Below are 13,425 nucleotides of genomic sequence, written 5' to 3'. Positions count from 1 at the left end.
GTGGCTGTGCGTAGGGCACCTTCGGGTGCGCCGGCTTCTTCAATTCCCCGGTCCGACTAACCTGCGCACAGCTGCCACCCCTTCGTTTAGTCGGCGAAGTGTTGTCAGCATCATTCAAGGAATTGAAGATCATGTTCAAGGTCACACCCAACCCACCCGACACCGATCCAGTCTCCCCCTACGAAAGCCCCGATTCAAACAAACTCAACGAAGCCGCCGAGCGCGCCCTCAATCACCACTTTCCACCAGCCGAACCGAAACCACCCAAACGCAACGGCCAGCTCTTCAGCGTCTGCCCGGGTATCAACCCTGAAACCCTTCTCGCCAATGCCTCGGAAGATTTGCTGTCCATCAGCGCCATCGCCGCCAACCTCGCCGACGATGTGGACGGCTCACGCCGCTCCGTAGCCCTGGCGCTCAGCCGTATGGCTGACGGGGTGCATTTGTTGGTGGAGCGAATGCTGGATCATCTGGATGAGCCGGAGATGGCGGCGATTCTCGCCAGGCAACACAGCCGAGTCAGTTGATCGACCAAGAAAAAAAGTACTCCGCCCCCCATAAAAAAAAGGTTCTTCCCCGGAAAACCGTGAAGAACCTTTTTATGGGTGCGCCAGGCATGGCGAGTAACGCCGTGACTGGCGCCGTTTGGCTCACTGTGGTGGTGAGTTGGAGGTAGAAGCCCTTTACACACCCGGCAAGAGGAGGTGTTCGCCAGAGGCAAGGGTGTCGCGGGTGACTGCGAATCTGAAGGAAACGCGAGGCAAAATGCTGACCTGACGAACAGGAGGCGGTAGCGCAGGGAAGATATTCGTTACTGGCTGCATCCTTGCAACCAGCAACGAAGGGCTGTTACTTCACATTGTTCAATGGGGCTTGCGAGCAACGTCGCAGTGAATCAGGCGGGATATCTCGATCATATCAACAACGGTTTTTTCGTCGACCTCAAACCCGCAGCCTGAAAGCCCTGTATCGCTATTACTTGAGCGTGACGTCGAGCATCGGCGGGATATAACCGTAGTCGTACTCGGCCACCACGAACGTCTGCTGCCCTTTTATCTTCATGCCCACCGTCGGCGCCTCAGTGCCGCCGATACGAATCTGCGTGCCGGTTTCGTCGGTCGGTACGCTGTCGATAAAGGAGGTCACCAGGCCGTTGGGCATCACATAGTGCGAGTAGGTCTGGAACGGCTGAGAAGACGGGTTGCCCAGCACCAGGCCGGAACCGTTCAACGGCACGTAAGGGCCGAACAGCGAATCCGCGACAAAACCGTACACCCCGTCCGGCCCGGTCACACCATCGGCATAGGTGAACGTATGGCTGATGGTGAACAGGTAGTACTTGCCGTCCTGGAACACGAAGTGCGGGCGTTCGGTCTGGTCGTTGACCCCCACAGCGGTCAGCAGCGGCGGTAGCATTTCCCAGTCGTCACCGTCCGCGTCACGGGCCACGGCGATGCCGACACAGGCGGTCTGGAAGCGCGAGTTGCCGACGTTTTCATAACCCGGCGGTACATCGCCGATTTCCGCTTCACCCACCTTGTGCGAGCCGCGCTCGCCGGCCACGTTGCCTTCGAACAGCATGTACAGCTTGCCGTCCTTCGGGTCGCGGAATGGCCATGGATCACGGAAGCCCCAGAAGGAATTCTGTGCTTCGGTCTGGTACATCTTGCCGTCGGCCTCGAACAGCGGCTTGACCTTCTCGAAGCCGACCATGCTGACGCCATGTTCGGTGGTCACCACCCGGCCCCGCACCTTGACGATGGTCGCGCCCGGGGTGACGGCGGTGTAATACAGGTCCACCTCACCCTGGTCATTCAACAGGATCGGCGAACCGGCCCATTCGCGAACGGTCGGCGAAACCCCTTCAGCCATCACACGGCCGCCGAGTTTCCAGTCCTTGCCGGTACGAGAAAACCAGTAGTACATCTTTGCCCGACCGTGGCGATCGTTCCAGTCGCGGGTGATGTTGTAGTTGCCGTTCTCGTCGATGTACTCCGGGTCGTTTGGATGACGATCGGCAGTCAGGGTGAAGATCACCGACCAGCCATCGACGGACGTCACGTTACCATCCAAGTCGCGCAGCGGCATGGTGTCCCAGATGAACACTTCGTTGCTCAATACCGGGAAATCCGCGCTAACCAGCGGTTGGGTGGTGGTGGGATCGTCCGCGCGGACTTTCAGCGCATCAGCGCGGGTCCAGAGGCTGGATTGATGGGGCGTTTTGCCGAATTTTTCAGTGTTGCTTTTCATAGGGTAATGCCTCGTCCATGAATGGATTAAATATTGATCAAAAAATACTGTATGTGCATACAGTGACTTAACCTTAAGAGACTCAATCTTATGGGTCAAGAAAAAAATGCATTTGTGCATAATTTGATGTTTTTCTGAAGCTGATACGTTTCAGCTTGCGATTTTTATAGAAGTTTTTTCTGAGCCAGATCGACGACGTTGCCTGCGAAACAAGTGCGTTTAACCGCTGGTCGGTCGAGGGTATGCGTAGCCGATGCAACGGGCGGAAGCAGGGACTGGGCGGATCGGTCAACTGAGTCAGCGCATCCTGCGCAAAGCCCAACAAGGCCGTGAAGAACCCAAAAAAAATGGGCACCCAACCCAGTTGGCGTGCCCATTTTTTATCCCGCTCCCGCGCTACGCGGGAAGTCGGTGCGTGTTACGGATTAACGCTGTCTTTCAACGATTTGCCTGGCTTGAACGCAACCGTGTTGCTGGCCTTGATTTTGACGGGCTCACCGGTTTGCGGGTTTTTGCCGGTGCGGGCACCGCGGTGGCGTTGCAGGAAGGTACCGAAGCCCACCAGCGTGACGCTGTCCTTGCGGTGCAGAGCGCCGGTGATTTCTTCGAGAACGGCGTTGAGAACGCGGTTGGCCTGCTCTTTGGTGAGGTCTGCTTTTTCAGCAATTGCAGCGGCGAGTTCTGGTTTACGCATTAGTGAAGCCCCTTTGACGGTTTTTTGTTGTTATGTCCGTGCTGTTCTCGTTGGAACAGCGCCCAAAGCGCCGCAGATGCTCTACTCTGCGGCAGACGGGAGTGAGGATGGCACGCAGTGAAGAGCCGCGCCAGTCTCGACGCGACCTTTGTAGGGGCAAAAGAGGGGTGATTCCGACAGAACGACCGGTATTTACGCCAGCAGTGCCGGAAGCTCTTTGTTCAGGGCCAGTTTTTCCATCACCGCCGCGCCTGTCAGGGCATAGCCCAGCAATTTGCCGCTGGCATCGCGGCACAATACCTTGATGTCCGCGCCCTGCCCTTCGACTGTCCAGACGCCCTCCAAACCCCGTGGTGGCGGCGAAACCACCAATGGGCAGACCGGCGTTTTAACGGTGATGGGCATCGGGCCATAGCTCACCGCCGTCGGGTTTCCGGCGAGGGTCTGAGCCAGCGCTCTCGCACAGCTCATGAGGGGCATCACGTACAACAGATTCAGCCCATCGACTTCGGCGCAGTCGCCCAGGGCATAGATATTGGCGTGGGAGGTTTTCAGGTGGCGATCGACCACCACGCCGCGATTGACCTGCACACCGGCCGCAGCCGCCAGGTCGATGCGCGGACGCAGACCAATGGCCGACACCACCACATCGCAAGGGATCACCTGGCCATCGGACAGATGCGCTTCCAGTCCATCTTCAACGCGCTGCAAGCGGTTGAGCACCGGCCCGAGGTGGAAGCGTGCGCCCAGGCTTTCCAGCCCGGCCTGGACCGCAGCGGCCGCCGCCGGGTGCAACAGGGTCGGCATGACTTGCTCGCACGGTGCAACCAGTTGCACCTCGTAGCCGCCAAGAATCAGGTCGTTGGCGAATTCGCAACCAATCAGGCCGGCGCCGAGCAGCAACACCCGACGTTTGCCGGCCGCCGCGGCGCGAAAGCGTGCGTAGTCTTCCAGGTCGTTGATCGGAAAGACTGCGTCAGCCGCATCGCCTTCGATCGGCACTCGCACGGTTTCAGCGCCCCAAGCGAGGATCAGGTCACGGTAAAACACCGCTTCCTCACCGATCCACAAGCGCTTGTGGCCAGGATCAATGCCGCTGATGCGCGTGTGTGTGCGCACTTCGGCCTTCAACTGCTCGGCCATGGTGCCGGGTTCGGCCATGCTCAGGCCGTCAGCGTCTTTGTTTTTGCCGAAGCCGGTGGAGAGCATCGGCTTGGAGTAGGAGCGTCCGTCATCGGCAGTAATCAACAGCAGCGGGGTTTCGCCATCGAGTTTGCGAAACTCCCGGGCCAGGTTGTAGCCAGCCAGCCCGGTGCCGACGATTACGACAGGTGCGTTCATTCCTTACTCCTCTAAAAGTCTTAGTTGATTTCGATCATTTCGAAATCCATTTTGCCTACGCCGCAGTCCGGGCACAGCCAGTCTTCCGGCACGTCTTGCCACAGGGTGCCCGGCGCAATGCCGTCATCCGGCCAGCCGTCGGCTTCGTTGTAAATCAGGCCGCAGACCACACATTGCCACTTTTTCATTCACGTACATCCTCAGGATTCAGGCTTTTGCCGGCACGAACGGTCGATGGTTGGAGCGCTGCCGTCCGGCTCAGCGCGTTTTGTACTGATCGGGCCCGGCAGATGCAAGCCTGTTCGACGCAATGGCCGGCCGGATCAATCAAAATCGCAGGCTGACATGGTAAGCTCGCCGCCTCATTTGCTGCCAATAATGACTCACTGTGCCGCACTCAAAATCCCCCGCCGTGACCCCGCTTTGGCTCCCTCGAAGCCAACTGACGCCCCTCCCCGACACGTCTACGCTCGACTGGTTGTTCGATGAAGGCTCTTTGACCCGACGGCTGATCCGTCTGTCGAATGACGGTTTCAGCGTCACGCCACTCTTCGAAGGCTGGCAATCACTGCGCGCCGACGAATGTGCCGCGCTGGACCTGGCCGAAGGCAGCGAGGGCTGGGTTCGCGAGGTGTATCTGCGCGGCCACGGCGAAGCCTGGGTGTTTGCCCGCAGCGTGGCAGCGCGCAGTGCATTGCAGGGCGACGGTCTGCACATGGACGAATTGGGCAGCCGCTCCCTGGGCGAATTGCTGTTTTGCGATCAGGCATTTCAACGGCGCGTCATTGAGGTTTGTCACTACCCTCAGGCGTGGCTGCCGATGGAGTGCCGGGCACCTGAACTGTGGGGCCGCCGTTCGCGTTTCGACCGCGGCGCCTTGAGCGTGCTGGTGGCCGAAATTTTCTTGCCGACCTTATGGAACGCTACCCGCGCCCATCCGGAGAACTGCTGATGTATCAGAGCCTGCTCAAGTCCCTGAATCGCTTGAATCCACGGGCCTGGGATTTCATTCAGCTGACCCGCATGGACAAACCGATCGGCATTTACCTGCTGCTGTGGCCGACGCTGTGGGCGCTGTGGATTGCTGGTAAAGGTTCGCCGTCGCTGGCCAACATCGTGATTTTCGTCCTGGGCGTGGTGCTGACCCGCGCCGGCGGCTGCGTGATCAACGATTGGGCGGACCGCAAGGTCGACGGCCACGTGAAACGCACAGAACAGCGGCCGTTGGTGAGCGGCAAGATCAGTTCCAAAGAAGCACTGGTGTTCTTCGCGCTGCTGATGGGCGTGAGTTTCCTGCTGGTGTTGTGCACCAATGCGGCTACGGTCTGGCTGTCGTTCGGCGGTTTGGCACTGGCCTTCACTTACCCGTTCATGAAGCGCTACACCTATTACCCGCAAGTGGTGCTGGGCGCGGCGTTCTCCTGGGGGATGCCGATGGCATTCACCGCCCAAACCGGTGAGCTGCCAGCGGCGGCGTGGTTGCTGTGGATCGCCAACCTGCTGTGGACGGTGGGCTACGACACTTATTACGCCATGACCGACCGCGACGACGATTTGAAGATCGGCGTGAAATCCACGGCCATTCTGTTTGGCGAAGCAGACCGGGTGATCATTTTGATCCTGCAGGGGCTGGCGCTGGGTTGCCTGCTGCTGGCCGGGTCGAAATTCGAACTCGGCGGCTGGTTCCACTTGGGATTGCTGGCGGCGGCGGGCTGTTTTGCGTGGGAATTCTGGTACACCCGTGGCAAGGACCGGATGCGTTGCTTCAAGGCGTTTCTGCACAACCATTGGGCCGGGTTGGCGATTTTTGTCGGGATCGTGCTGGATTACGCGCTGCATTGACCGTTGGAAAAGATCGCAGCCTGCGCCAGCTCCAACAGGGGGATGGAGCGACCTCAGGCTGCGAACTGTTTACGGCGCAGGCGAATCGCTTATTTATGCTCGCGCATGATGTGCCAGACTTCTTTCATATTGTCGCCTGCCATGTCACCAGGTTTTTTGTCCTTCATGAACGTGTAAAGCGGCTTGCCGTCATAGGCCCACTGCATCTTACCGTCGTCACGCTTGATCGTGCTCCACTTGCCTTCGGGCTTGGCGCCCGCCGGCGCCATCATTGGCGGCCAGTATTCAGCGCACTCGCCGTTGCACATCGACTTTCCGCCTGAGTCCTTGTCGTATGTGTACACCGTCATGCCCTTATGATCGACCATCATCCCGTCTTTCATCATCGCCGGATCGGCGGCGAAGGCCAGTGTCGGCAGCGTTAGCGCAGCCGTGACCAGCAGAGCCTTCCAGGTTTGAGCAATGTGTTTCATGGAAACCTTCCTTTGTGGTTGTCAGGAGTCGGACTTAGAGCTTAGTTCAGGATCATGACAATCGCCGGGCGACTAAAATACTGTCACACGACTGCAATAATTCCGTTATCTAATGCGGCGCAAGACAGTTAAATGACAAGAGGATTAAAGGCATGGTTGGCAGGAGCATTCTGATCGTCGACGACGAAGCGCCCATTCGCGAAATGATCGCCGTTGCGTTGGAGATGGCCGGCTATGACTGCATGGAGGCTGAGAACTCGCAACAGGCCCACGCCATCATCGTCGACCGCAAGCCGGACCTGATCCTGCTCGACTGGATGCTGCCCGGCACGTCCGGCATCGAGCTGGCCCGCCGCCTCAAGCGCGATGAGCTGACCGGGGACATCCCGATCATCATGCTCACTGCCAAAGGCGAAGAGGACAACAAGATCCAGGGCCTGGAAGTCGGCGCCGATGACTACATCACCAAGCCTTTTTCCCCACGTGAGCTGGTTGCGCGCCTGAAGGCCGTGCTGCGCCGTGCCGGGCCAACCGATGGCGAGACGCCGATCGAAGTCGGCGGCCTGCTGCTGGACCCGATCAGCCACCGCGTGACCATCGACGGCAAACCCGCCGAGATGGGCCCGACCGAATACCGCCTGCTGCAATTCTTCATGACCCACCAGGAACGTGCCTACACCCGTGGCCAGTTGCTGGATCAGGTCTGGGGCGGCAACGTGTATGTTGAAGAGCGCACCGTCGACGTGCACATCCGCCGCCTGCGCAAAGCCCTCGGTGATGCTTACGAAAATCTGGTACAAACCGTGCGCGGCACCGGCTACCGGTTCTCCACCAAGGCCTGATCCGGATCTATCTCGCTCGACAAGCTGACAAGGACGCGCGTTCAAGTGAACCAAAACTGGCATGGCACCCTGATCCGCCACATGCTTTTGCTGGTGACCGGTTGCCTGGTGATCGGCCTGATTACCGGCTATTACGGCTGGAGCCTCGCCGCGGGCCTGGGTCTTTACCTGGCCTGGACCCTCAAGCAACTGCTGCGTCTGCACGAATGGCTGCGCCTGCACAAACCCGATGAAGCACCGCCCGATGGCTATGGCCTGTGGGGCGAAGTGTTCGATAGCATCTATCACCTGCAACGTCGCGACCAACGCGTACGCGGGCGCCTGCAAGCAGTGATCGACCGGGTCCAGGAATCCACAGCCGCGCTGAAAGACGCGGTGATCATGCTCGACAGCGACGGCAACCTGGAGTGGTGGAACCGCGCCGCCGAAACCTTGCTCGGTCTCAAGACCCCGCAAGACAGCGGTCAACCGGTGACCAACCTCGTACGCCATCCGCGCTTCAAGGAATACTTCGAGCAGGACAGCTACGCCGAGCCGCTGGAAATTCCGTCACCGATCAATGATCGCCTGCGCATTCAGCTGTACATCACCCGCTACGGCAACAATGAACACTTGATGCTGGTGCGCGACGTGACGCGTATCCATCAACTGGAACAGATGCGCAAAGACTTCATCGCCAACGTCTCCCATGAACTGCGCACGCCGTTGACGGTGATCTGCGGTTATCTGGAAACCCTGCTCGACAACGTCGAGGACGTAAACCCGCGCTGGTCCCGTGCCCTGCAACAAATGCAGCAGCAAGGCGGACGCATGCAGACGTTGCTCAACGACTTGCTGCTGTTGGCCAAACTGGAAGCCACCGATTACCCGTCAGACAACCAGCCGGTGGCCATCGACGGCTTGCTGCAATCGATCAAGAGCGACGCTCAGCAACTGTCCGCCCAGCGCAATCAGAAGATCACCCTGGAAGCCGACCCGACGATTCTGCTCAAGGGCAGCGAAGCCGAGTTGCGCAGCGCGTTTTCCAATCTGGTGTTCAACGCAGTGAAATACACCCCGGCCGAAGGCAATATCCGCATTCGCTGGTGGGGGGATGAGCAAGGCGCGCACCTGAGCGTGCAGGACTCCGGCATCGGTATCGACAGCAAACACTTGCCGCGCCTGACCGAACGCTTCTACCGCGTCGATTCCAGCCGCAATTCCAACACCGGCGGCACGGGGCTGGGACTTGCGATCGTCAAACACGTGCTGCTGCGCCATCGCGCGCGGATGGAAATCAGCAGTGTGCCGGGCCATGGCAGCACGTTTACCTGCCATTTTGCGCCGGCCCAGGTCACCAAATCCCGGGTCATCAGCGCGACAGACTGATACCGGCCGGCACGCGCCACTAGTCAATCACTTGGTCAGCCGCTACATTGGCTGACTTGTGCCTGCCCTTCAGGCGCACTTTTTTCTTTCCTTTTGAATACACGGAACCCGCAAAACTCCATCATGGACCCTTCCCCTGGCTTGACCCTCGCGACACTCTTCGCCGATTTCGGCATGATTCTTTTTGCTCTGATCCTGGTTTTGCTCAACGGCTTTTTCGTTGCGGCCGAATTTGCCATGGTCAAATTGCGCTCGACCCGGGTCGAAGCCATCGCTGATAAAAACGGCTGGCGCGGGCATATCCTGCGTACCGTTCACAGTCAGCTCGATGCTTACCTGTCGGCGTGCCAATTGGGTATCACCCTCGCCTCTCTCGGCCTCGGTTGGGTCGGTGAGCCGGCGTTCGCGCACATCCTCGAACCGATCCTTGAAGCCGTCGGTGTGCAGTCGGCCGAAGTGATCAAAGGCGTATCGTTCTTCGCCGCGTTTTTCGTCATCTCGTACCTGCACATCGTGGTCGGTGAGCTGGCCCCCAAATCCTGGGCCATCCGCAAGCCCGAACTGCTGTCGCTCTGGACCGCCGTGCCGCTGTACCTGTTCTACTGGGCGATGTATCCGGCGATTTACCTGCTCAACGCCAGCGCCAACACGATCCTGCGGATCGCCGGCCAAGGTGAACCCGGCCCTCATCACGAGCACCATTACAGCCGTGAAGAACTGAAGCTGATCCTGCACTCCAGCCGTGGCCAGGACCCGAGCGACCAAGGCATGCGCGTTTTGGCCTCGGCGGTGGAAATGGGCGAACTGGAAGTGGTCGACTGGGCCAATTCCCGGGAAGACCTGGTAACCCTGGAGTTCAACGCGCCGCTGAAGGAAATCCTGGCGATGTTCCGTCGCCACAAGTTCAGCCGTTATCCGGTGTACGACAGCGATCGCCAGGAGTTCGTCGGCCTGCTGCACATCAAGGATCTGCTGCTGGAACTGGCAGCCCTGGACCACATTCCCGAGTCGTTCAACCTCGCCGAATTGACCCGGCCGCTGGAGCGGGTTTCGCGCCATATGCCGCTGTCGCAGTTGTTGGAACAGTTCCGCAAAGGCGGCTCGCACTTCGCCCTGGTCGAAGAAGCCGATGGCAACATCATCGGCTACCTGACCATGGAAGACGTGTTGGAAGTACTGGTGGGCGACATTCAGGACGAACACCGCAAGGCTGAGCGCGGGATCCTCGCGTACCAGCCGGGCAAGCTGCTGGTGCGCGGCGACACGCCGCTGTTCAAGGTCGAGCGCCTGCTGGGCATCGATCTGGACCACATCGAAGCCGAAACTCTCGCCGGGCTGGTCTACGAAACCCTGAAACGGGTGCCGGAAGAGGAAGAAGTGCTGGAAGTCGAAGGCTTGCGGATCATCATCAAGAAGATGAAAGGGCCGAAGATCATTCTGGCCAAGGTGTTGATGCTGGATTAAGGCATCAACTTGTAGGAGCTGAGCTTGCTCGCGATAGCGGTGTGTCTGTTGCGATGCTGCTGGATGTACCACCGTCATCGCGAGCAAGCTCGGCTCCTACAGGGATTGCGGTGTTCAATCTTTTACTGCTTGCCCAACGCAAAGTTCGGCAGGCTGCCCACCGGTTGATTGAACTGGTACGGAATCGACACCAGCCCCAACCCGGTATTGCGCTGCACCACGAAATGCAGGTGCGGCCCGCTGCTGTTGCCGGTGTTGCCCGACAAGGCCAGCGGGCTCCCCACCGACACCCGTTGCCCCTCGCGAACGCTCACCGATCCTCGTTTGAGGTGCAGATACACGCCCATCGTCCCGTCATCGTGCAGCACTCGCACGAAATTACCCGACGGATCGGTGCCGCGCCCGGTCTGGGCATTCTCGGTTTTCACCACCACACCGCCACGCGCCGCGATGATCGGCGTGCCTTCGGGCATGGCGATGTCCATGGCGTAGCGGTTCTTGGGACCAAAGTGGCTGTATTGACCATTGGCGCCCTGACTCAGACGAAACGGTCCGCCACGCCATGGCAGCGGGTATCGATAGGCCATAGTGGCCCCTGAGGGGTCGCCCAGGGAGTATTCAAATTTCGGGGTGTACGCGAGCGGCCTTTCGGACTGCGTGGCCGTGAGCAGCGCCAGACGAATACTGCTGCGTGCCGGCATCACCCGACGAATCGGTCGGCTTGGCGCACCGCTGACGTTCTTCAGCCCGCCGAAGCTCAACTCGATTTCTACCGGCGCATACAGGTCATTGCGCACGTAAACGCTGTCCACGCCCTTCTTCTTCGTGATGACGAGGTACACCTGACGCTCTAGATTCTCGACCATGCGATCACGAAAAACCAACACCTTGGAGCCTGTCGTGGGGCGGTCGCTGTAGGAGACCACGCCACTGGCGTCGGTGGACTTGTAGATCGTCATGGCCAACGCCGAGGTGGAGGCCAGGAAAAGACCGCAAAAAAACAGCAGGCGCGCGAGCATGGGCAAGATTCTGTCGAGTAAGTACTGGGTAGGAGCCTAGCAGCTGCAATGGACCCGGGTAGTCGGCAGATGTTTCAAAATGGGCCGTTCGGCGGATGTGTGGTGAATTCAATGGCCCCATCGCGAGCAAGCCCGCTCCCACATTTAATCGAGTTCTCCTAGAAGAATACGGTCGAATGTGGGAGCGGGCTTGCTCGCAAAGGCGGCCTGTCAGGCGACGAAGATTACGCGCCCGGTACGAAATGCTTCTGCGCCGTACCACGTGCGATCAACCGGGAGATGTAGTCGAGCTTCTGCGCATCCTGGTCGACGAAACGGAAGGTCAGTTGCAGCCAGTCGCTGTCGGGTTTTGGCTCGTGGGCGACGATGGCGTGCAGGTAGCCATTCAGACGAGCGGTTTCGGCATTATCGCCCTGCTCCAGGTCGAGCACGGCGCTGTCGAGCACTTGTGGCAGGGTGTCGGTGCGTTTCACCACCAGCAGCGCTTCCTTGAGGCTCAAGGCCTTGATCACACATTGCGCAATGCCGTTCGGCAGGCGCAGTTGGCCCTGGCCACGTCCGCCCGTTGGCGCTGTGGAGGACGCTGCAGGCTTGATCGGCGGGCTGTTGAGCAGACCGCGAGACGCAGCGGCAGCCGGGGCTGGCGCGGCGGCAACAGGTTTGGCGAACGGGTTGACCGGCGCCGCGGCGGGAGCGACCACGGCAGCCTTGCCACCGGTCAATGCGCTCAGGGAATCGTTGCCGAACGCCGAGTTCATTTTGGTCGGCGCGCTGTTCATCAAGGTGTCGAGCTTGCCGACCTTGTTCAGGGCCTGCTTGACCTTGGTCAGCAGTTGCTCGTTGGTGAACGGCTTGCTGACGTAGCCGGAAACCCCGGCCTGGATCGCCTGGACGACGTTCTCTTTATCGCCACGGCTGGTCACCATCACGAACGGCATGGTCTTGAGGTTGTCCTGCTCGCGGCACCAGGTCAGCAGCTCCAGGCCGGACATTTCCGGCATTTCCCAGTCGCACAGGACCAGGTCGAACGCTTCCCGTGCCAGCAAGGCCTGAGCCTTCTTGCCGTTGACCGCGTCTTCGATCCGGATCCCCGGGAAGTAGTTGCGCAAGCACTTCTTCACCAGGTCACGAATAAACGACGCGTCGTCCACGACCAACACACTGACCTTACTCATCCATCACCCCTTTAAAAAATCCCGGCAAGCATACCGCTTTGCTGATGGCACATTGCCAAAAACCTTCAGTCACGCCGGGACTTTTCGTTCGCGGGTGCTGCTTTCGAATTCATCAACCACAAACAAAAACGCCCGGCCAAAAGGCCGGGCGCTTTTCTCAGGCAATCTTACTTATCGTCAGCTTTGCCCGGAACATTAGCGGTTTCGCCACTTGTGCCTTCAACTTCTTCTTTCATGCGCTTGAGGCCCAGGTGCCGCACGTCGGTACCGCGCACCAAGTAAATCACCAGCTCCGAGATATTGCGCGCGTGGTCGCCGATCCGTTCCAGCGAACGCAGCACCCAAATGATGCTCAAGACCCGCGAGATAGAGCGCGGGTCTTCCATCATGTAGGTGGCCAGTTCACGCAACGCGGTTTTGTATTCGCGGTCGATGATCTTGTCGTACTGGGCCACCGACAACGCCAGGTCGGCGTCGAAGCGGGCAAAGGCGTCCAGTGCATCGCGAACCATGTTGCGCACCTGATCACCGATGTGGCGAACCTCGACGTAACCCCGTGGGGCTTCGCCTTCTTCGCACAACTGGATGGCACGACGGGCGATCTTGGTCGCTTCGTCACCGATGCGCTCCAGGTCGATGACCGACTTGGAGATGCTGATGATCAAACGCAAGTCCGACGCTGCCGGCTGACGACGGGCCAGAATGCGCAGGCATTCTTCGTCGATGTTGCGTTCCATCTGGTTGATCTGGTCGTCGATCTCGCGAACCTGCTGGGCCAGGCCGGAGTCGGCCTCGATCAGCGCGGTCACCGCGTCGTTGACTTGCTTTTCCACCAGCCCGCCCATGGCCAGGAGGTGGCTGCGCACCTCCTCGAGCTCAGCGTTGAACTGCGCGGAGATGTGATGGGTAAGGCCTTCTTTACTAATCATGTTGGCGTCCTTGGAGCGTCCGGTAAGG

The 13,425-nt window shown here is 59.5% G+C and carries 14 protein-coding genes; 6 read left to right on the top strand and 8 right to left on the bottom strand.

Annotated elements, in window-relative coordinates; translation table 11 throughout:
- The first annotated feature begins 131 nt into the window (after window positions 1-131).
- Window positions 132-527, top strand: a complete 396-nt coding sequence (locus tag DFS28_RS01165; protein ID WP_111448245.1) for a DUF6124 family protein — start codon at window positions 132-134, stop codon at window positions 525-527.
- Window positions 528-975: 448 nt separating this feature from the next.
- On the opposite strand, the gene DFS28_RS01160 is transcribed toward DFS28_RS01165, so the two are convergent.
- The 4 genes from DFS28_RS01160 to DFS28_RS01145 form a co-directional block, all read right to left on the bottom strand.
- Window positions 976-2,250 carry a glycoside hydrolase family 68 protein gene (locus DFS28_RS01160; protein WP_111448244.1) on the bottom strand — a complete coding sequence of 425 codons (1,275 nt, stop codon included), beginning with the start codon at window positions 2,248-2,250 and terminating at the stop codon, window positions 976-978.
- A gap of 418 nt (window positions 2,251-2,668) precedes the next feature.
- Window positions 2,669-2,944 (bottom strand): HU family DNA-binding protein, encoded by a 276-nt coding sequence (locus DFS28_RS01155; protein ID WP_003213368.1) that lies wholly within the window; start codon window positions 2,942-2,944, stop codon window positions 2,669-2,671.
- Window positions 2,945-3,136: 192 nt separating this feature from the next.
- Window positions 3,137-4,285 carry an NAD(P)/FAD-dependent oxidoreductase gene (locus tag DFS28_RS01150; protein WP_008150072.1) on the bottom strand — a complete coding sequence of 383 codons (1,149 nt, stop codon included), beginning with the start codon at window positions 4,283-4,285 and terminating at the stop codon, window positions 3,137-3,139.
- A 20-nt stretch (window positions 4,286-4,305) separates the two neighbouring features.
- Window positions 4,306-4,473: a rubredoxin gene (locus DFS28_RS01145; protein ID WP_007954349.1), complete on the bottom strand. Its 168-nt coding sequence runs from the start codon at window positions 4,471-4,473 to the stop codon at window positions 4,306-4,308.
- Window positions 4,474-4,673: 200 nt separating this feature from the next.
- Here DFS28_RS01145 and DFS28_RS01140 point away from each other — a divergent pair, with 200 nt between their 5' ends.
- Together DFS28_RS01140 and ubiA are read left to right on the top strand one after the other, a co-directional pair.
- On the top strand, window positions 4,674-5,237 hold the full coding sequence (locus DFS28_RS01140; RefSeq protein WP_111448243.1) for a chorismate lyase: 564 nt from the start codon (window positions 4,674-4,676) through the stop codon (window positions 5,235-5,237).
- The gene (ubiA, locus tag DFS28_RS01135) at window positions 5,237-6,127 is read left to right on the top strand and encodes a 4-hydroxybenzoate octaprenyltransferase (protein WP_111448242.1); all 891 of its coding nucleotides are present in this window, start codon (window positions 5,237-5,239) and stop codon (window positions 6,125-6,127) included. The genes DFS28_RS01140 and ubiA overlap by 1 nt, the downstream gene beginning before the upstream one ends.
- A gap of 89 nt (window positions 6,128-6,216) precedes the next feature.
- On the opposite strand, the gene DFS28_RS01130 is transcribed toward ubiA, so the two are convergent.
- On the bottom strand, window positions 6,217-6,600 hold the full coding sequence (locus tag DFS28_RS01130) for a hypothetical protein (protein ID WP_111448241.1): 384 nt from the start codon (window positions 6,598-6,600) through the stop codon (window positions 6,217-6,219).
- Between the two features lie 152 nt (window positions 6,601-6,752).
- Between DFS28_RS01130 and phoB the strand changes: the two genes are divergently transcribed.
- From phoB to DFS28_RS01115, 3 genes are all read left to right on the top strand, one after another.
- The gene (phoB, locus tag DFS28_RS01125) at window positions 6,753-7,442 is read left to right on the top strand and encodes a phosphate regulon transcriptional regulator PhoB (protein WP_046045002.1); all 690 of its coding nucleotides are present in this window, start codon (window positions 6,753-6,755) and stop codon (window positions 7,440-7,442) included.
- Window positions 7,443-7,487: 45 nt separating this feature from the next.
- A complete protein-coding gene (gene phoR, locus DFS28_RS01120) occupies window positions 7,488-8,810 on the top strand; it encodes a phosphate regulon sensor histidine kinase PhoR (RefSeq protein WP_095126878.1) in 1,323 nt (440 codons plus the stop codon).
- A gap of 123 nt (window positions 8,811-8,933) precedes the next feature.
- Window positions 8,934-10,274, top strand: a complete 1,341-nt coding sequence (locus DFS28_RS01115; protein ID WP_033059291.1) for a hemolysin family protein — start codon at window positions 8,934-8,936, stop codon at window positions 10,272-10,274.
- 122 nt (window positions 10,275-10,396) lie between these two features.
- Here the strand turns inward: DFS28_RS01115 and DFS28_RS01110 are convergent, their stop codons facing one another.
- From DFS28_RS01110 to phoU, 3 genes are all read right to left on the bottom strand, one after another.
- Window positions 10,397-11,293, bottom strand: coding sequence for a peptidoglycan DD-metalloendopeptidase family protein (locus tag DFS28_RS01110; RefSeq protein WP_111448240.1), 897 nt, complete (start codon window positions 11,291-11,293; stop codon window positions 10,397-10,399).
- A 224-nt stretch (window positions 11,294-11,517) separates the two neighbouring features.
- Entirely contained in the window at window positions 11,518-12,468 is a 951-nt protein-coding gene (locus tag DFS28_RS01105; RefSeq protein ID WP_111448239.1) for a response regulator, read from the bottom strand.
- A gap of 167 nt (window positions 12,469-12,635) precedes the next feature.
- A complete protein-coding gene (gene phoU, locus DFS28_RS01100) occupies window positions 12,636-13,397 on the bottom strand; it encodes a phosphate signaling complex protein PhoU (RefSeq protein ID WP_008150055.1) in 762 nt (253 codons plus the stop codon).
- Window positions 13,398-13,425 lie beyond the last annotated feature (28 nt).

It is taken from the genome of Pseudomonas sp. 478, assembly GCF_003254125.1.
Lineage (GTDB): Bacteria > Pseudomonadota > Gammaproteobacteria > Pseudomonadales > Pseudomonadaceae > Aquipseudomonas.
The sequence above is the reverse complement of the archived record's forward strand: the minus strand, read 5'-3'. Positions and strand labels throughout refer to the sequence as shown.